Origin of the sequence: Streptomyces odontomachicola (assembly GCF_039605595.1) — a bacterium.
Taxonomy (GTDB): Bacteria; Actinomycetota; Actinomycetes; order Streptomycetales; family Streptomycetaceae; genus Streptomyces.
This window is the reverse complement of record NZ_JBCFOK010000004.1, coordinates 349,167-367,850: the sequence shown is the minus strand read 5'-3', so window position 1 is coordinate 367,850 and position 18,684 is coordinate 349,167. Positions and strand designations below refer to the sequence as shown.

Annotated in this window: 15 protein-coding genes; 6 read left to right on the top strand and 9 right to left on the bottom strand. The window is 73.3% G+C overall.

Annotated elements, in window-relative coordinates:
• The first annotated feature begins 78 nt into the window (after positions 1-78).
• The 3 genes from ABEE00_RS09385 to ABEE00_RS09375 all read left to right on the top strand — a co-directional run bounded on the left by ABEE00_RS09385 (position 79) and on the right by ABEE00_RS09375 (position 2,853).
• Complete coding sequence (locus ABEE00_RS09385) at positions 79-756, top strand: uracil-DNA glycosylase (protein ID WP_345744835.1); 678 nt, start codon at positions 79-81, stop codon at positions 754-756.
• Entirely contained in the window at positions 753-1,817 is a 1,065-nt protein-coding gene (locus ABEE00_RS09380; protein WP_345744834.1) for an N-acetylglucosamine kinase, read from the top strand. Before ABEE00_RS09385 ends, ABEE00_RS09380 begins: the two co-directional genes overlap by 4 nt.
• Before the next feature lie 151 nt (positions 1,818-1,968).
• Positions 1,969-2,853, top strand: coding sequence for a sirohydrochlorin chelatase (locus ABEE00_RS09375; RefSeq protein WP_345744833.1), 885 nt, complete (start codon positions 1,969-1,971; stop codon positions 2,851-2,853).
• 176 nt (positions 2,854-3,029) lie between these two features.
• Here the strand turns inward: ABEE00_RS09375 and ABEE00_RS09370 are convergent, their stop codons facing one another.
• Positions 3,030-4,121, bottom strand: a complete 1,092-nt coding sequence (locus tag ABEE00_RS09370; RefSeq protein WP_345744832.1) for a lactonase family protein — start codon at positions 4,119-4,121, stop codon at positions 3,030-3,032.
• 126 nt (positions 4,122-4,247) lie between these two features.
• Complete coding sequence (locus ABEE00_RS09365; protein WP_345744987.1) at positions 4,248-5,825, bottom strand: FUSC family protein; 1,578 nt, start codon at positions 5,823-5,825, stop codon at positions 4,248-4,250.
• A gap of 243 nt (positions 5,826-6,068) precedes the next feature.
• Here ABEE00_RS09365 and ABEE00_RS09360 point away from each other — a divergent pair, with 243 nt between their 5' ends.
• Complete coding sequence (locus ABEE00_RS09360) at positions 6,069-6,764, top strand: HAD family hydrolase (RefSeq protein WP_345744831.1); 696 nt, start codon at positions 6,069-6,071, stop codon at positions 6,762-6,764.
• Positions 6,765-6,848: 84 nt separating this feature from the next.
• Here the strand turns inward: ABEE00_RS09360 and ABEE00_RS09355 are convergent, their stop codons facing one another.
• The gene (locus ABEE00_RS09355) at positions 6,849-7,691 is read right to left on the bottom strand and encodes a LysR family substrate-binding domain-containing protein (RefSeq protein ID WP_345744830.1); all 843 of its coding nucleotides are present in this window, start codon (positions 7,689-7,691) and stop codon (positions 6,849-6,851) included.
• A gap of 114 nt (positions 7,692-7,805) precedes the next feature.
• On the opposite strand from ABEE00_RS09355, the gene ABEE00_RS09350 reads away from it, so the two are divergent.
• Positions 7,806-8,231 carry a DUF5997 family protein gene (locus ABEE00_RS09350; protein ID WP_345744829.1) on the top strand — a complete coding sequence of 142 codons (426 nt, stop codon included), beginning with the start codon at positions 7,806-7,808 and terminating at the stop codon, positions 8,229-8,231.
• Positions 8,232-8,242: 11 nt separating this feature from the next.
• On the opposite strand, the gene ABEE00_RS09345 is transcribed toward ABEE00_RS09350, so the two are convergent.
• The 4 genes from ABEE00_RS09345 to ABEE00_RS09330 all read right to left on the bottom strand — a co-directional run bounded on the left by ABEE00_RS09345 (position 8,243) and on the right by ABEE00_RS09330 (position 13,757).
• Positions 8,243-9,760: a sulfatase family protein gene (locus ABEE00_RS09345; protein ID WP_345744828.1), complete on the bottom strand. Its 1,518-nt coding sequence runs from the start codon at positions 9,758-9,760 to the stop codon at positions 8,243-8,245.
• 31 nt (positions 9,761-9,791) lie between these two features.
• Positions 9,792-11,321: a sensor histidine kinase gene (locus ABEE00_RS09340; RefSeq protein WP_345744827.1), complete on the bottom strand. Its 1,530-nt coding sequence runs from the start codon at positions 11,319-11,321 to the stop codon at positions 9,792-9,794.
• Positions 11,318-12,178, bottom strand: a complete 861-nt coding sequence (locus ABEE00_RS09335; RefSeq protein WP_345744826.1) for a response regulator transcription factor — start codon at positions 12,176-12,178, stop codon at positions 11,318-11,320. The genes ABEE00_RS09340 and ABEE00_RS09335 overlap by 4 nt, the downstream gene beginning before the upstream one ends.
• A gap of 133 nt (positions 12,179-12,311) precedes the next feature.
• Positions 12,312-13,757 carry a glyceraldehyde-3-phosphate dehydrogenase gene (locus ABEE00_RS09330; RefSeq protein ID WP_345744825.1) on the bottom strand — a complete coding sequence of 482 codons (1,446 nt, stop codon included), beginning with the start codon at positions 13,755-13,757 and terminating at the stop codon, positions 12,312-12,314.
• A 215-nt stretch (positions 13,758-13,972) separates the two neighbouring features.
• On the opposite strand from ABEE00_RS09330, the gene ABEE00_RS09325 reads away from it, so the two are divergent.
• Positions 13,973-15,202, top strand: a complete 1,230-nt coding sequence (locus ABEE00_RS09325) for a winged helix DNA-binding domain-containing protein (RefSeq protein ID WP_345744824.1) — start codon at positions 13,973-13,975, stop codon at positions 15,200-15,202.
• A gap of 207 nt (positions 15,203-15,409) precedes the next feature.
• Here the strand turns inward: ABEE00_RS09325 and ABEE00_RS09320 are convergent, their stop codons facing one another.
• Both ABEE00_RS09320 and rutA read right to left on the bottom strand, forming a co-directional pair.
• A complete protein-coding gene (locus tag ABEE00_RS09320; RefSeq protein WP_345744823.1) occupies positions 15,410-16,915 on the bottom strand; it encodes a Glu/Leu/Phe/Val dehydrogenase dimerization domain-containing protein in 1,506 nt (501 codons plus the stop codon).
• A 669-nt stretch (positions 16,916-17,584) separates the two neighbouring features.
• A complete protein-coding gene (gene rutA, locus ABEE00_RS09315; protein ID WP_345744822.1) occupies positions 17,585-18,661 on the bottom strand; it encodes a pyrimidine utilization protein A in 1,077 nt (358 codons plus the stop codon).
• Positions 18,662-18,684: the final 23 nt, after the last annotated feature.

The window sequence follows — 18,684 nt, the reverse complement described above, 5'->3', positions numbered from 1 at the left end:
GGGTACGAGGCGATCGCGGCCGGAGACGGGCGGGGACGGCGCGTGGGCACCGCGCCTGAGCCAGTAGAGTGACCGGCCGTGGCTGCACGACCGTTGAACGAAATCGTCGAACCGGGCTGGGCCAAGGCCCTGGAGCCCGTTGCCGAACGCATCGCCTCGATGGGCGACTTCCTGCGCGCGGAGATCGCGGCGGGCAGAACCTACCTGCCCGCCGGGGAGAACGTGCTGCGCGCCTTCCAGCAGCCCTTCGACGAGGTGCGGGTCCTCGTCGTCGGGCAGGACCCGTACCCGGCACCGGGTCATGCGGTGGGCCTCTCGTTCTCCGTCGCGCCCGAAGTGCGCCCGCTTCCCGGCAGCTTGGAGAACATCTTCCGGGAGATGCACAACGACCTGGGCCTGCCCCGCCCGTCCAACGGCGACCTGACGCCGTGGACCCGGCAGGGCGTGCTGCTGCTCAACAGGTCGCTGACGGTGGCGCCGCGCAAACCGGCCGCGCACCGCGGCAAGGGCTGGGAGGAGGTCACCGAGCAGGCGATCAAGGCGCTGGCCGCCCGCGGCAAGCCGCTGGTCTCGGTGCTGTGGGGGCGGGACGCGCGCAACCTGCGCCCCATGCTGAGCAGTTACCCGGCCGTGGAGTCCTCGCACCCCTCGCCGATGTCGGCGGACCGCGGGTTCTTCGGCTCGCGCCCGTTCAGCAAGGTCAACGAGCTGCTGGCGCAGCAGGGCGCGCCGCCGGTGGACTGGCGCCTGCCATGACCGCGCACCGCCCCGGCGGCGGCGCCGGCGGTCCCGGCGCCTGGGTGCTGGGCGTCGACTCCGGCGGCTCGGGCCTGCGGCTGGCGCTGGCACGCGCGGGGGCCGGGCCCTCGGAGCCGCCCGTGGAGTGCGGCTCGGTCGCGCTGACCGAGCCGGTGCGCACCGGTCCCGCGGGCATCGAGGCCGCGCACATGCTGGAGCAGGTGGTGCCCGCCGCCCGCGCGCTGCTGGAGGCTGCGGGGGCCGGAGAGCCGAGCGCCGCGTGCGTCGGCGCCGCGGGAATGGCGGCACTCGGTGACGATCTCCGGGCGGCCCTTCCCGGCGCGCTGGCGCGGGAGCTGGGGGTGCGGCGTACGGCTCTGGCGGCGGACGCGGTCACCGCGTACGTGGGGGCGCTCGGCGAGCGGCCCGGCGCCGTGCTGGCCCTGGGCACCGGCATGATCGCGCTCGGCACGGACCTGCGGGAGTGGCGGCGGGCCGACGGCTGGGGGCACCTGCTCGGCGACTGCGGCAGCGGCGCGTGGATCGGGCGGGCCGGTCTGGAGGCGGCGCTGCGCGCGTACGACGGGCGCGAGGGCGGTTCGGCGGCGCTGCGGGAGCGGGCCGAGGCGGTGTTCGGGGCGCCGCTGAGCGGGCTGCCCGCGCAGGTGTATCCGCGGGACGACCGTGCGGCGGTGCTGGCCTCGTTCGCGCCGGAGGTCGCACGGTGCGCGGAGGGCGGCGGGGAGGCGGGGGCTTCCGACACAGGTACGGGGCCCGATCCCGTGGCCGTCGGCATTCTGGCGACGGCGGCCAGGGAGATCGCGGTGAGCGCGGCGGCGGTTTGCCCGCGCGAAGAGGTTGGAGGGGTTCAGCCCGCGGTCGCGGCGACCGGCGGTCTGCTGCGCCTCGGGGACGCACTGCGCGCGCCGCTGGAACGGGAGTTGGCTGCGCTGCTCCCCGGGGTGCCCAGGGTGGCGGCCGAGGGCGATCCGCTGCACGGCGCCCTGGTGGTCGCCGCGCGGCTGTCGCAGGGGGCGCTGCGGCTGCCGGACGGTTCCGGTCTGCTGAGCGTCCATTGACGGGACCGCACAGAAGCGCCCGTTCGACGCGCGGTGCGAAGCGGACATTCCCGGACTGCTCTCCCCCGCGAGAAGTATGGAATGCGTCAAGGCATTAGCATGCGGGCGCATGAGCTCCCCCACTGGGCCGGACAATGGCCTGCCCGTACGAATGCCACGGCCACGCCAGCCCGGACGGCACCGCCGGCCGGAGCCTGTCGTCGCCCCTGAGAACGCACCGGCGCTGGTGCTGGCGGTCCCCGGCGCCCCCTCCTCCGCCACCCGCGGCATCGCCGAGGAGACGCTGAGCATAGCCCGCTCCGAGCTGCCGGGCCTGGACGCCCGCATCGGCTTCGTCGAGGGCGGGGACGAGGAGTTCCCCGCGCTGGACGCCGTGCTCGGCCGGGCGACCTCCGAGCGTGCCGCCGCCGTCTCGCAGGACGCGGCCGGCACCGGTGAAGCGCAGGCCGAGGACGGTCCGACGGCCGTCGTCGTGCCGCTGCTGGCCGGGCCCGACGCCGCGAGCGTCCGGCAGATCCGCCAGATCGTGCTGAACAGCGGTCCCGGCGCCGAGCTGACCGACGTCCTGGGCCCGCACCCGCTGCTCGCCGAGGGCGTGCACGTGAAGCTGTCCGAGGCCGGGCTCGCCCGCGCGGACCGCGCCCGCCTGTTCACGGTCGCAACGGCCGCGGACGGGATCGTGCTCGCGGCCGTCGGCGGCGAGGAGGCCGTGCAGGCCGCCGGGATCACCGGCATGCTGCTCGCGGCCCGGCTCGCCGTGCCGGTGCTCGCCGCGGGGCTCGACGAGGAGGGCGCGATCGCGCGCACCGCGGACCAGCTCCGCGAGTCGGGTTCGCAGCACCTCGCGGTCGCCCCGTGCCTGATCGGCCCCGAGGTGCCGGAGGGCCTGCTGGAGGCGGCTGCGCAGGAGGCGGGCTGCTCCACGGCCGAGCCGCTCGGCGCGTACCCGGCGGTCGGCAAGCTCGTGGCCTCCACCTACGCGGCCAAGCTGGGCATCGCGCAGTCGCAGTCCCAGCAGGGCATGCCGGTGCGCTGACGCACCCCGGCCGCACGGGCGGCGCGCTGTCGCGGTCCCCGCGCACAGGCGCCGCCCGGCCGCGCACCCTCACCTCGTACGACGCGGCCCGTACGCCCCGTTCCGCGCGCCTCAGTCCGCACGCCTCAGTCCGTACGACACAGCCCGCACGGCTCAGTCCGCTCGGCTCGTACGCCTCAGCCCGTGAACACCACGCAGGACGCGGCGGGAGCGGTCACCGAACCGGCGCGGCGCGGCGCCCCCGTGTCCGCGTCGAGGGCGAACCAGGTGACGTCGCCGGAGCGCTCGTTCGCCGCGTACAGCCAGCGGCCCGTGGGGTGCAGGGCCAGCGCGCGCGGCCAGTGGCCGCCGCAGGGGACGCTGTCCGTCAACCGCGGCAGTCCTTCGCCCTTTCCGCTCTCCGGCAGGGCGAACGTGGAGATGCTGTCGTGTCCGCGGTTCGCCACCCACAGGAACCGGCCGTCGCCGGACACCACGATCCCCGACGGGAAGTTGGCCTCGCCGGGCTCGCCCTCGGGCAGTGCCGGGACCGAGCCGGCCGGCTCCAGTACGCCGTCGGCCGCGTCCCAACGCAGCGCCGTGATGGTGGAGTCCAGCTCGTTCGTCAGGTACGCGCGGGTGCCGTCCGGGTGGAAGACCAGGTGCCGCGGCCCCGAACCAGGCGTCAGCGCGACCTCGCGGTGGAGCCGGAGTTCCTGCTGGTCACCGCCCAGTTCGTAGATCCACGCCGAGTCGGTGCCCAGGTCGGCGCAGAGCAGCCAGCGGCCCGAGGGGTCGGGCACGACGGCGTGCGCGTGCGGGCCCTCCTGCCGCTCCTTGTCCGGCCCCGAGCCCTCGTGCTGGTGGGTGGCGGCCTGCGTACCGAGGCTGCCGTCGGCGCGTACGGGGAGGGAAGTGACGTTCCCCGAGGTGTAGTTGGCGATGAACAGCCGTCCCCCGGCGAGCGCCAGGTGGGTCGGCGCGTCGCCGTGCACGGGCACCGGCGCGCCCAGCAGTTCCGGGCGCCCCTCCTCGCCCGTGCCGCTCAGCGAGAATGCCGCGGCGGCGCCCGATTCGGTCTCGCTGACGGCGTACAGGAGGCCGTCGCCCATGGCCAGGTAGGAGGGGTCGGGCACGGCGGTCTCCGTATGGTGCCGCGGGGTGAGCGCGCCCGTGGCGGGGTCTGCGTGCGCCGCCGTGACGCCGCGGCCGCCGGCCGAGGTGAAGGAGCCGATGAAGGCCCCGTTGGTCAAGGCCCCGTACGCGTGCTGTCCGCTCTCGTCGCTCACCGCAGTGCGTCCCTTCGCCGACGTGTCCTCGTCCGTCGTGGCCCGTGACAGCAGGGCCGCTGCGCGCGACGTTAGCAGCGCGTTCCCCGGCCGCGTGCTCCCGCGCGCGGGAGCACGCGGAGGCGGTCACGCGGCGGTGAGCGGCGCCCCCGGTTCGCTGTGCACGGGCGCGGCGAGCGCGCCCAACGCCGTTTCCAGCCCGTGCAGATGGGCCAGCGCGCGCTCGTGCGCCGGGTGCCCCTCGGCGCGGTGGGCGGCGGTTCGGTGAGCGGCGGACCGGTGGGCGGCGGCGCCCGGTGCCTCCGCGAGACGCGCCGCGGCTTCCCTCCGTACGCCGTCGCCGCGCAGGCCCTGCGGGGAGACGAGGCCGTGCACCGCGGCCTCCACGCGTTCGCAGGCGGCGGTGAGCCGCGCGTCGTGCGAGGCGTACGGGTCGGCGGCGACGCCGGCGAGGCCGCGCACCTGGCGCGCGCAGTCGTCGAGCAGCGCGAGCACCGTGCGGGCCCTGGCCTTGCGGGCGCGCAGCGGGCTGAGCGGGTGCACCAGCGGGGCGAGGGACATGCGCACGCGGCCGAGGAGCAGTTCGAGTTCGGCGATGCGCGGCGCGGGATCGGCGCTCTCGTCCCCGGCGATGCGCCGGGCGGCCTCGCGGGTGCAGTCGTGCACGCAGTGCACCGCGCGCCGTATCCACGCGTCGGTGGCCTGGTGCGTGGTGACCGGCAGCACCACGGCCACGGCCAGCACGGCGCCGAGCGCGCCCACGGCGGTCTCCTGGATCCGCAGCGCGAGCAGCCCCGGGTGCAGCACGCCGAGCAGCCCGTACAGCACGCCGACCAGGACGGTCACGAAGAACATCATCCAGCTGTAGGAGAGCGGCGCGCTGTAGAAGATCCCGAAGACGCAGACCGCGGCGACCGCGGCCGTCGGCCAGGTCGCGCCGTCCAGCGGCACCGCGATGAGCAGCCCGGCGGCGATGCCGGTGACGGTGCCCAGGACCCTGCGGAAGCCGCGTACGAGGGTCTCGCCGCGGGACGCGGTGTTCACGAAGATCCACCAGGTGGCGCCGACCGCCCAGTACCAGCGGTCGGGCGAGAGCAGCTGGCCCGCGGCGAGCGCGAGCGCGGAGGCCGCCGTGACCTGCCAGGCCAGCCGCGTGCTGGGCCTGCGCAGGCCGCTCGCCGCCTGCGGCGCGGGCTGCGCGGGCGGCGGGGTGCGGCGCTCGATGGGCCAGAGCGCGAAGCGCACGAGCGCGGCGGCGGCGAGCGCCAGTGCCGAGGCGGCGTACAGGAGCGGCAGTTGGGCCGGGGTGGAGTGCAGGAACTGGGCGGCGAAGAAGTTCATGAACGCGTAGATGCCGAGCGCGTTGCCGCGCGGGCCCCACCGCCTGGCGTACGCGCCGCAGAAGACGACCAGCAGGAACGCGGCGTCCCGCGCGGGCGCGTACCCGTGCAGCGCTGCCGCCAGCGCCAGCGCGGGAAAACCGGCCGCGGGGAACAGCGCGGTGCTGAGCGCCTGCCCGCGCACGGTGGGATCGGCGACGGTGAACAGCGCGAGCAGCGCCACGAGCCCCGCGGTGATCACCGCGTCCAGGGGCATCCCGGCGAGGGCCGCGGCGGTGACCGCGAGGCCGATGCCGAGCACGGCGCGGGTGGCCACGCGCAGCCGCAGCCGCCCCGGGTCCGGCGCGATGAACACCTTCTTCAGCACTGCTCAACCCCTCCCGACGTACGTGCACGATCTGGAACGAACCATGACGAGACCGGCAAGACCGTAATGACCGCTCAATCCCTTGATGACCGGCATGGGCCGACATGAAAAAGGCGCCGCGGAAGCTCCGCAGCGCCATCGACCCCGGCAAGTGTACCGCTATCCGGAATCGCGCCCCGGAAACCGGATTCGATCACCTCCTTCGCCGCCCCGGTCCGCCGTCTTGGCACCCTGGTGACCATGAACGACTCCCCCGCTCCCGCCGCCGTCCTCTTCGACCTCGACGGCACCCTGGTCGACAGCGAGCCCAATTACTACGAGGCGACCCGCAGGGTGCTCGCGCTGCACGGCGCCGACGGCTTCACCTGGGAGGACCACACGCGGTTCATCGGGATCGGCACCCGCGAGACGCTGGAGACGCTGCGGCGGGAGCGCTCCCTCGCGGCCTCGCTGGAGGAGCTGCTGCACGAGAAGAACCGCAGCTACCTGGAGCTGGCCCGCACCCGCACCGAGGTCTTCCCGCAGATGCGGACGCTGGTGGAGCTGCTGGGCGCGGGCGGGCATCCGATGGCGGTGGCCTCGGGGTCCTCCCGCGCGGCGATCGAGGCCGTGCTCTCGGGCACCGGGCTCGACGGCGCGCTGCGCACGACGGTCTCCGCCGAGGAGGTCGGCGCGGGCAAGCCGGAGCCCGACGTGTTCCTGGAGGCGGCGGCCCGGCTCGGCGTGGAGCCCGGGCGCTGCGTGGTCCTGGAGGACTCCCCGCCCGGCGCGGAGGCCGCGCGCCGCGCCGGCATGCGGTGCGTGGCGGTGCCGTACGTGCCGGACACGGTCGGCGACCCGGCGTTCGCCTCGGCCGGGCTCTTCATCGAGGCGGGGCAGAGCGGGGTGGACGCGCGGCGCGTGTACGAGTGGATCGCGGGGGTCTCGGGGGCCTGAGCTGGGGGTTCGCTTCTCGGCTGGCGTACGGGGCGGCGTACGGAAGCAGCGGTACGGGAGCAGTCGTACGCGCGCGGGCCCGCTCTAGCGGCGGCGGGGCTTTCCCGGCCTGCCGCCGGGCCTGCCGGGCTTGGCGCCCTTGCCGGCGCGTGCGCCGCCGCCCGCGCCCTTGCCGCGCGCGGGCTTGCCCTGGGCGGGCTTGCCCTGCGTGGACTTCCGCGCGCCGCCCTGCTCCTGCTTGCCCGGCTGCTTCCCCTTGGTCTTGGAGGGGTTCGTCTTCGCTTGGCCGGCCTTCGGCCGGGCGGCAGCGGCTCCCGCGCGGCCGCGGGTGCTGTTGACCGTGCGGCCGCGGACGATGCCGATGAAGTCCTCGACGTGGTCCGTGGTCCTGTCCTCGCGCCAGGCGAGCGCGACGCCGGACTGCGGGGCGTCCGTGACGGGGCGGTACGTCAGGTCGCGGCGGTGGTGGAGGCGGGCCAGCGACTGCGGGACCACGAGCAGGCCGATCCCCGCGGCCACCAGCTCGATCGCGTCGCCGGTCGTGGCCGGCCGCTCGAAGGCGGGCTCGCCGGGCGGGCTCTCCCAGCCGAGGGTGTCGTCGAGCGGGTGCAGCACGACCTCGTCGTCCAGGTCCTCGCAGGTCACCTCGTCCGCGGCGGTCACCAGATGGTCCTTGGGGACCACCACGACCGTGGTCTCGGTGTAGAGCGGGATCGCGCTGAACACCGTGCGGTCGACCGGCAGCCGCACCAGCCCCGCGTCGGCGCCGCCCTCCTCCAGCACGCCCGGCGCCTCGGCCGCCGGCAGGGAGAGCAGCTCCAGCGGGGTGCCGGGCAGCCGCTCGTTCCAGATCCGCGCCCACTTGCCGGGCGTCACGCCCGGGACATAGGCGAGCCGGAACGACGGGGAAACCTCCGGTTCAGTCACCCCTCAAGGCTAACGGTCCGCGGCGACACCCCTGGTCGGAGGCCGGTCGGGGCCGGCCGGGGCCCTGCCGGCGCGTGGTCGGCGGCACCGCGCACGGTCGATACCCTGGATGTCATGACGTCGCAGCAGAACACCCAGACGATGAAGCCCGCGACCGCGGCGAAGAAGCTGGGCGTGTACCTCCCCGCCACCCCCGCCGAATTCCAGGAGGGCGTCGTCTCGCGCGCCGAGCTGAACGCGCTCCAGTCCGATCCGCCCGAGTGGCTGCGCGAACTGCGCCGCAACGGCCCGCACCCGCGCCCCGTCGCCGCCGACAAGCTCGGCATCTCCAATTCGGGTCTCACCCGGAACGGATTCACCGAGCCGCTCACCACCGAGCAGATCGAGGCGCTCAAGGCGGAGCAGCCCGAATGGCTGCGGCAGGAGCGCGCCACCCAGGCCGAGGTCCGCAAGGAGACGGTCCGCCTCAAGGAGAAGCGCAAGGAGAAGCAGCGCGAGCAGGAGGCGGAGGACGCGGACGGTTCACGCCCGCGCCCCTGACGCCCGATTCCTCATTCCGTGCGGCCGCGCTCCTGCGAGGCCGCACGGCAGCTTTCCGCTCCCTTGCATTTCCTCATCGCGGCCAGCCTGTCGTGGAGGGCCGCGCGCTGTTTCTCCGTGAGGGAGTCGGCGCGGTTCTCCAGCTGGTACGGGTCGGAGTCCAGCGCGTAGAACTCCCTCTCCCCGTCGGCGTATTCGACGTACAGCGCGTCCGCCGTCCTGAGCGCCTCATAGCTCGGCGGGTCGCCGGTGTTGCGGGGCGCCGCATCCGGGTCCCCCTTCTTCACCGAGGAATGCCGGTGCTCGACGAGCACCGCGTCCCTCCAGTCCTTCTCCCGTTGTCCGCGCAGCAGTCCGGCGAGGCTCTGCCCGTCGGCTTCGGTATCCGGCTTCAGGCCCGCGAGGTCCTTGAAGGTCGGAGCGAGATCGGTGTTCTCCGCGAATTCCGATACGCGCCCGCCGGCCGGGACACCGGGCCCCGTCACCGTCATCGGCACCCGGATATCGGTGTCGTACGCGGTCTGCTTGCCCTGCCGCAGACGGTGTTCGCCCATGTGGAACCCGTTGTCCGAGCCGAACATGACGTACGTGTCGTCCGCCAGCCCCTTCTTCTCCAGCTGGTCCCTGAGGCGCCCGATCATCGCGTCCACGGCCTGCACGGAGCGGACACGCTTGGCATGGGTGCGGTCCATCCGCTTCTTCTCCGTCGCGTTGAGCGGCGTCAGGTCCCGCTGCCATTCCGGCGCGTTCTCTGTGGCCTTGTCGTACGCGGGAGTGCGCGGCGCCTTGAGCCCGGGGAACTTGCCCTTGTCCCGGGGCGCCGGAGTGGCGGGCCCGTGCGGGGCGAAGGTCGACATCTGGAGCATGAACGGCTTCTTCTTGCGGGCCGAATCGTCCACGAAGGACGTCGCCTTACGGGAGAGGACGTCCGTCAGATAGTCCTCGGGGTCGTTCCCGTAGTGCTTCACGCGGCCGTTCTCGTTGAGGTCGTAGTTGTATTCCGAGTACGCGTCACCGGCCACGTCCCACTCGTTCCAGCCGGACGGCACGGACCCCCGCTTCTTCGCCTCCGGCTGGTAGCCGTTGAGGTACTTCCCCATGAACCCCGTGCGGTATCCGGCCTTCTGGAGCGCGGGCGCGTAGCACTCCTTCTCGTTGCCGTTCTTGAGGAACGCCTTGTAGCCGCCGTCGTCTCCCCCGTTGGTGAACACCCCGGTGTTGTGCGGGTATTCGCCCGTCAGGATCGACGAACGCGAGGGGCAGCACAGCGAATCCGTGGCGAAGAAGTTCGGGAGTTCCGTTCCCTCTTTCTGCATCTGCCGCACGTGCGGCATGTACTTCACGAGGTCGGCCGACAAGTCGTCGGTCAGTACGTACACGATGTTCGGCTTGTGCTGCCCTCCCGCCGTGCTGCGCGCGGCCGTCGAGGTGGCTCCCGACGCGTCGTCGTCCGGCCATGCCGAACACGAACTCAGCAGCGCACAGAGCAGAGCCGCGCAGAGTGCGGCGACGAGTGTGCGATGGCGCATGACGCTCCTTCCTTCCGTTTCGCGGCGCGATTCACCGGAAGGTAGAGAGCGTCTTTGTGATTTCCTTGTGGGCCGCCCCGCGCACCGCGAACCGCAGCTCGACCCGCGTACCCCGGCCACCCGGCCCGTCCCCGATGCGCAACTCCGCGCCGTGCAGCGCGGCCTGCTGCGCGACGAGGGTGAGCCCCAGTCCTGAACCGCTGCTCCCGGGCCCGCGCCGGAACCGCTCCAGAACACGGGGCCGCAGGTCGGCAGGGATGCCGGGCCCCTCGTCATCGACCCGGAGCACCAGGCACTCCGGGTCCTCCCCGGCGCTCAGCGACACGCGCACCCGAGCCTCACCGCCCCCCGAAGCACCGCCGTCCGGACTGCCGGTGTCCGAACCCCCGCCGCCCGGACTGCGCCCGTGCGCCAGGGAGTTGGCGAGGAGGTTGTCCAGCAGGGTGCGGAGGCCCGGTTCCCAGCCGTGCACCACCGCGCGCCCCGGAGCGGCTTCGATCGTGAGGGAGGCGCCGGGGGCGCGGCGGCGCGCGTCGGCGACGGCGGCCTCGGCGACCTCGGCCAGGTCCACGTCGGACAGCGCCCCGTCCTCCACGAGTTCGCCCCGGCCCAGTTCGCGCAGCATCACCAACAGGCCGAGCATCCGCTCGTGTTCATGGCGCAGCTCCTCCGCGACCTCGCGCAGCTCCTCGGGGTCCAGGTCGGGGTGCTCGGCGAGGATGTCGAGGTTGGTGCGCATGCTCATCATGGGCGTGCGCAGCTCGTGCCCGGCGGCCGAGGCGAAGGTGCGCGCCGTCTCCAGCGCCTCGCCCGTACGGGCCACCTGCTCGTCGTAGCGGGCCAGCACCGTGGTCAGGGTCGCGGCCAGGTCGTCCACCTCGCTGATCCCGGTCGGGGTGTGGGTGAGCCGCGCGCTGCCCCGGTGCGGGTCGAGGCCGCCGGCCCGCCGCTGCAGGCTGCGCAGCGGGCGGCCGGCCCGGGAGGCGGCGGCCCAGGCGAGCAGCGCGGACACCGGCGCCGCGGCCAGCGCGACGCCGAGCACCCGGCCGCGCACCGAGGCGATCTGCTCCCGGCCGGCCGAGTCCGGCAGGAACAGCCACAGCCGCCCGTGCACCCCGGGGTGCGGCCCGTTCAGCGGCCGGGACAGCACCCGCCAGCTCTTCCCCTCCTCTCCGCCGCCGTTTCCCTGCGTCCCCTCGTCCGTTCCCTTCTCCCGCACGGTGACCGGCTGCGGCGCCGTACGCGGCAGCCGTACGCGCTCGTCCGGCTGCGGGCCGCCGGACACGGCCCCGTACGGGCCCTGCACGCGGACGCCCACGTCCAGCGCCGCGCCGAACATCTCGCGCTCGCGCCGCTGCGCCGCCACGGGCTTGCCGTCGGCGGTGACGCGCAGCAGCCTGCGCGCGTCCTGGCTCACGCTCCTGGCCCGTTCCCGCAGATGGGCGTCCTGCCCGTCGTGCAGGTCCTGGGCCACGAGCAGTTGGATCAGCCAGCCGCAGGCGAGCACGAGCAGCGGCACGCCGAGCCCGGCGGCGAGGGCGATGCGGGTGGACAGCTTCACGACCACGCCCCCGCACCGGCACCCGCACTCGCACCCGCGTCGGCGCCGGAGTCCGACGCCCCGCCCCCACGGGCGTGTTCCTCCTCATCGCGCAGTACGAAGCCGACTCCGCGGACCGTGTGCACGAGCCGGGCCCGCCCGCCCGTCTCGGTCTTGCGCCGCAGATAGCTCACGAACGTGTCCACCGCGTCGCTGCGCACCTCGGCGTCGTACCCCCACACCAGCTCCAGCAGCCGGTCGCGGCCCAGGACGATCCCGGCGTTCCTCGCGAGCACCTCCAGCAGCGAGAACTCGCGGGGTGTGAGGTCGAGTTCCCGCCCGTCCAGGAGCGCTCGGCGCTCGGCGGGGCGCAGGGTCAGCCCACCGGCGCGCACCGCGGCGGCGCGCGCGTCCTGCTGCCCGGCCTCGGCGGGGCGGCGGCGGAGCAGCGCGTTCAGGCGGAGCACGAGTTCCTGGAGCGCGAACGGTTTGACCAGGTAGTCGTCGCCCCCGGCCTGGAGTCCGGCGATCCGGTCGGCGGTCTCGTCGAGCGCGGAGAGCATCAGCACCGGTACGTCGTCCGCCTCGTCGCGCAGGGTCCTGCACACCTCGATCCCGCTGACGTCGGGCAGCGAGACGTCGAGCACGACCGCGTCCACGCGGCGGCGCCGCACCTCCTCCAGCGCCCGCATGCCGCATGCGGCGACCTCCACGGAGAACCGGTTCAGCCGCAGTCCCCTGCGCAGCGACCGCAGGATCGCGGCGTCGTCGTCCACGACGAGCACCCGCCGCCCGCCGATCGCCCCCTCATGTCCGCTCCCCTCATCGCCGCTCCCCTGGCCGGCCCCCTCGTGACCGGCCCTCGCGCGCGGTGCCATGCGCCCTCCCTGCCCTCGTCGCGTCCGTGCTCACGGAGGGGGACGACACGACACCGCCCCACGGCTCCCGTGCGGGTGCCGTGGGGCGGATGTGCGGGGGCGGGCGCGTACGGCCGCCCGGGGCGGCGCGGGCTCAGGCCACGGGCGCCGGGTACGTCGGGTACTCCACCCCGGACACGTACTGCACGACGCGCACGACCTGGCAGGAGTAGCCGAACTCGTTGTCGTACCAGAGGTAGAGGATCGCGTTGTCGCCGTCGACCTTGGTGGCGCCGGCGTCGACGATCGAGGCGTGGCGCGAGCCGATGAAGTCGTTGGAGACCGCGTCCGGCGCGCTGGTGAAGTCGATCTGCCGCTTGAGCGGCGAGGTCAGCGACACGTCGCGGAGGTGGTCGAGGACGTCCTCGCGGGTGGTCTCGCGCTCCAGCTGGAGGTTGAGGATCGCGATGGAGACGTCGGGGACCGGGACGCGGATCGAGCTGCCGGTGATCTTCGCGTCGAGGTCCGGCAGCGCCTTGGCCACGGCGGAGGCGGCGCCGGTCTCGGTGATGACCATGTTGAGCGGCGCGGAACGGCCGCGGCGCTCGGACTTGTGGTAATTGTCCAGCAGGTTCTGGTCGTTGGTGAACGAGTGGACAGTCTCCACGTGCCCGCGCAGCACCCCGTACTCGTCGGCCATCGCCTTCAGCGGCGGCACGATCGCGTTGGTGGTGCAGGAGGCGCAGGAGAGGATCTGCTCGTCCGGCTTGATGGTGTCGTGGTTGACGCCGTGGACGATGTTGGGGACGTCGCCCTTGCCGGGTGCGGTCAGCACCACCTTGTCGATACCGGGGCGCAGGTGCTCCGAAAGGCCCTTGCGATCGCGCCACTTGCCGGTGTTGTCGATGAGGATGGCGTCCTTGATGCCGTACGCGGTGTAGTCGACCTCCGAGGGGTCGCTCGCGTAGATCACCTTGATCTCGTTGCCGTTGGCGTTGATCGTGCTGTTCGCCTCGTCAACGGTGATCGTGCCCTGGAACTGGCCGTGGATGGAGTCCCGGCGCAGCAGCGAGGCGCGCTTGACGATGTCCTGGTCGCCACCGCCCCGTACGACGATGGCGCGCAGTCGCAGGCCGTTGCCGGAGCCGGCCTTCTCGATGAGCAGGCGGGCGACCAGGCGGCCGATGCGGCCGAAGCCGTAGAGGACGACGTCGCGGCCGTCCTGGCACTCGATCTTGTTGGCGCCGGTGGCGCCGGCCACGGCCTCGGCGGTGAACTCCTCGGCCGACAGGCCGCGGTCATCGGCTCGGTGCGCCTCCGCGAGCAGGCCGATGTCGATCTGGGAGGGGCCGATGTCCAGGGTGGTGAGCGCCTTCAGGAACGGCAGGGTCTCGGTGACAGAGAGCTCCTCGCCGGCTATCTGGCGCGCGAAGCGGTGGGTCTTCAGGATGCTGACCACCGACTTGTTCACCAGGGAGCGGCTGTGCAGCAGGACGGTGACGTCCCGCTCGCGGTGCAGCTTCCCGATGAGCGGGATCATCGACTCCGCGATCTCCTCGCGGTTCTTCCAGTTGGTGAACGAGTCGTCGTTGACAGTCACAGGGCAGACACATCTTTCGAGCTAGGCGGTGCTCACATGTTAACCGCACGAGATGTCTGATCGATCAGGCGGCTCGGGGCTTCCGGTTTCCGGGCGCTGACCAGGGCGAACGCGTTCCCGGGAAGGCCCGTGCCGCGCTGGCCCCGCTCCCCGGCCCCGCTCCCCGCCCGCCGCCTCGACCCCCGTTGTCAGTGGCTCCGCCTAGCGTGAGCACCATGACCGTCCTCGAGATCCCCCAGCGCCGCGCCCGGCTCGGACTGCGGCACCGGCTCGCCCCCTCGGCACGCGCGGCGCGGACCGAGGAGGCCGCGGCCCCGCTGCTCGGGCTGCACGCGACCGACTCGCCGAGCGTGCTGCTCTCCGCCCTGGCCAGGCTGAGATCGCCGTCGGTGGGCGATGTGGAGCGCGCGTTGTACGAGGACCGGGGCCTGGTGCGGATGCACTGCATGCGGCGCACGCTCTTCGCCGTGCCCCGCGAGCTGGTGCCGGTGCTGGAGGCGTCCACGGCGCGGGAGATCGCCGCGCGGGAGCGGCGCGCCCTGCTCAAGGAGCTCGCCGGTGCCGAACCCGCCTGGGACGAGGCCCGCTTGGACGCCGCGGCCCGCAAGGCGGAGGCGCTCCTCGCCGAGCGCGGCGAGCTGCCCCTGCGCGAACTGACCGCCGCCGTCCCGGAGTTGTCCGCCACCCTGGTCGTCGCCCCGGGGAAGAAGTACGCCTCGCGGGTGAGCGTCGGCAGCCGGGTGGTGCGCCTGCTGGCCATGGAGGGCCGCATCCGCCGCGGCACTCCGGTGGGCGGCTGGACGGCGGGCTCCTTCCGCTGGTTCGTGCCGGACGGCCCGGAGGGCAGGGCCGAATCGTCGGCCGAGGGGGTACGGGACGATCCGCGGGCCGCGAAGGCGGAGGTGGTGCGGCGCTGGCTGGACGCGTTCGGGCCCGGCACCGAGGCCGACCTCAAGTGGTGGACGGGCTGGCCGGTGCGGGACGTGCGCACCGCCGTCGCCGACCTCGGCACGGAGCTGGACACCGTGGAGCTGGAGACCGCGCCGGGCCGGCGCACCGCGGGCTGGGTGCGGGCCGGCGACACCGAGCCCGTCGCTGAGCCCGAGCCCTGGGCCGCGCTGCTGCCCGCGCTCGACCCGAGCACCATGGGCTGGCGCGACCGCGACTGGTATCTCGACCCCGGCCACGTGCCGCAGCTCTTCGACACGATCGGGAACGCGGGGCCCACCGTGTGGTGGAACGGCGAGATCATCGGCGGCTGGGCCCAGCGCGCCGACGGCGAGATCGTGTGGCGCCTGCTCGCCGACCGGGGCGCGGAGGCCGAGGCCGCGGTGGCGGCGGAGGCGGACCGGCTGAGCGGACTGCTCGGAGAGCTGCGGGTGCAGCCCCAGTTCCCCAACCCGCTCGGGGCGGAGCTGGCGGGGACGGGGGCGAGGGTGCGGTGAGTGGGGCGGCGCCTGGGGTGGGGTGGCGCCTGGAGTGGGGGTGAGGGCGCCGTCGGGGCAGGCTTGGCGCATGCGTCGCGGCGGGGGCAGGTCCAGTGCATGCGCCGGTCCGGCTCGCGGAGAGGCCGCGCCACGTGGTGCTCGCGGAGAGGCCGCGCCACACGGTGTTGCGCGGCGCGGCCTCCTTGCCCGTTCTCCTCGTGCGGGTCAGGGCGTCGAGGAGCGCCCCGCCTCGGGATCGGCCGGTCCCGGCCAGTACGCCGGATAGGCGCCGGCGGGCTGCCTTCCGCCCTCCGGTCCGGCGCCGACCAGCCCCGCCGCGTCGGCGAACGCGCCGCTCGGCGGCGGGGTCACGGACTCGACCCCGTCCTCCGACCCGGCGGCCTCCACGACCCGGGGCTCGGCGACCGGTGCCTCCACGAGGGCCGGCTCGGTGAAGCCGGCCTCCGCTTCCCCGGGACCGCCCGCCATGACCCGCTCCATCGGCGCCCCGGTGAACAGGTCACGGAAGGCCACGGCCTCCCCGTACTCCCCCACCAGCCGCTGCGAGTTCTCCTGCGCGAAGCACACACCGGCCTCCCGCATCGACGTGCCCTCGCCGTCGGCCCGGGTCATGAGGTCCCGGACCAGCGGGCGGATCTGCGCGGAGAGGCGGCTGCACGCGCCGGCGGGGCTGACCACCTCGCCGAGGATGACCCACCAGGCCCCGGCGGCCGCACCGGTGTTGGCGATGAAGTCGGGGACGACCGCGACCCCGCGCTCCAGCAGCCGCCGCTCGGCCTCCGGGGTGGTGGGCACGTTCGCCGCCTCCACCACGAGACTGCCGCGGACGCGCTCGCAGTTCTCCTCGGTGATCGCGTACGAGACGGCCGCGGGCACCAGCACGTCCGCCTCCTGGTCCAGCCAGGCGTCGCCGGGGAGTTCCGCGTCGTCCTCGCGCAGCGCCGAACGGTCGATGACCCCGCTCGTGGTGCGCGCCGCGAGCAGAGCCTCCACGTCGAGGCCGCGCTCGGTGTTGAGGATGAGGCCCTGCACGTCGGTGATGCCGACGATCTTCACCCCGGCCCGCGCGAGGTACAGCGCCGTGGAGCCGCCCATCGCGCCGAAGCCCTGGACGACCGCGCGGGCCGACGGGGCCCCGATGCCCCGGTGCTCCAGTGCGGCGAGGGCCGCCTCGGCCACGCCGAAGCCCCCCACCAGTTCCGACAGTTTCAGCCCCTCCGTACGCGTGGCGAAGGCCTGCCGGATGCGTGCCCGCACATCGGCCTCCGCGGGCGAGCGCACCACCGCGGCGTGGAAGGAGGTGTCGCCGAGGCCGACCCGCGCGAAGGACTGATCGAGGCGTTCCTGCTGGGTGCCGAGGTCGCCCGCGGTCACCCAGAAGCGCTCCAGCATCGGCGTGACCGCCTGCAGGAAACGCTCGCGCACCCCGTCGGCGCGGGGATCGGCGGAATCGAAGTCGATTCCGCCCTTGGCGCCGCCGACGTGAATTCCGAACGCGCCCATCTTCAGGGTCATCTCGCGGGCGAGTTCGCTCACCTCACCCAGGGTGCAGCCGGGGCGCATGCGGAGACCGCCGGTCGCGATGCCGGTCACGAGCTGGTCGATCACGACGTACCCGCGTGCCGAGGTCTGGGAGTCACGCCAGGTGACCTGCAGGAAAGGTTCATGCTCAAGAACCTGCAACGGCGTCTGGACAGCAATTTGCGTCACTTGGCACTCACCCTTTCCGGTCTCCGATAGGCGCGTTCACATACGCGCAGTACTCACACCGGCCTGACCTGGAGGCACCGACGGACTCACCACTCGAGAACCGCACGGCGAATTCCCGCCAATTAAGGGGGAAGCCGGGCGCCTCTCGGGGAGAGACGGACGGTACGAAGTACGGGCAGGACGGAATACGCCCGCCGGGGGCGTTCGCTGTGTCACTTCGAGAGGCAATTCACGGGAATACGCAGAGAACGCATGTGATTGCGTCTGCGTAGCAGCCACTGTGAGACCACGGACACCCCTTGTCAAGGCGGACGTTGGGGCGGGTCCACGCGGGTTTCCGACCCCCGCGCTCCTAATTCGAACACAAGGAAAATGGGGATCCGCGCACCGTGTTTCGCGCAGGTGACGCGGGAAGGCCGGACGCCCGTATTCCGGACGCCTTCGAGGCGCTCGTTCCGGGAAAGGAGCGCCCCGGCGCGACTCACCCCGGAAACCTGAGCCGCGCCTTCCGCTCGGAGTTACTCATCGGTCGTCTCCGCCGGTGTTCGTATCCGCGGCTTCCGGGTTCCGGCGGCGAAGCGGATGAACGCCGGGCCGGAGAACGGCCGGAGACCGATCACGGCCGTCACCGTGTCTACGGCGTCTACGACGCCCCGGCGCCTCCGGAACCTATGCGCCGCGCCCCGCACGGCACTTCATCAGCGGCTGGATGCGCGTGCCGAAGTTCTCGATTCCTTCGACGAAGTCGTCGAAGACGAGCATGATGCCGTCGGTTCCGGGCACTGCGGCGACCTCGTCCAGCATCCGCGCGACGGTCTCGTACGAGCCGACGAGCGTGCCCATGTTGAGGTTCACGGCGCCCTCGGGTGCCGCGATGGTCCGGGCGGTGGCCGAGGCGTCGTCCGTCGCGTCCGCGTCCGTCTCCCCCGCCATGTACGCGAGCGCGGCGTGGTCGGCGTTGTCGTGGTAGTCCTGCCACTTGGCGCGGGCGGCCTCGTCGGTCTCGTCGGCGATGACCATGAACAGGGTCATGGCGCCGACGTCGCGGCCGCTCTCCCGCGCGGCGCCGGCGAGCGCCTCGGTGGTGTCCGTGAGCGCGAGCGGCGTGTTCACGCCGCGGCCCAGGACGAAGTTGTAGTCGGCGTGCTCGGCCGCGAAGGCCATGCCGGTGCTGCTCTGACCTGCGGCGACGATGTCTATATGGCCGTTGGCCGGCCGCGGCGAGAGCACGCAGTCGTCCATCTCGTAGAAGTCGCCCTTGAAGTCGCTGACGCCCTCGCTCCACAGCTCCTTCATCACGGTGACGTACTCGGCGGCCCGGTCGTAGCGGTTGCCGAAGTGCTCGTCGCCGGGCCACAGGCCCATCTGCGCGTACTCGCCGGGAGCCCAGCCGGTGACGATGTTGACGCCGAACCGCCCCGGAGCGATGGAGTCGACCGTGGCCGCCATGCGCGCGACGATCGCCGGCGGCAGCGCGAGGATCGGCGTCGACGCGTACAGCCTGATCCGCTCGGTCACCGCGGCGAGCCCCGCCATCAGCGTGAACGACTCGGCGCAGTGGTCCCAGAACTCCGTCTCGCCGCCGAAGCCCTTCAGCTTGATCATCGACAGCGCGAAGTCGAGCCCGTGCTCCTCGGCCTTCTGCACCACGGTCTTGTTCAGCTCGAAGGTCGGCATGTACTGCGGCGAGCTCTTCGATATGAGCCAGCCGTTGTTGCCGATGGGGATGAAGACGCCGATGTCCATGCCGCTCCTCAACAGGGGTCACT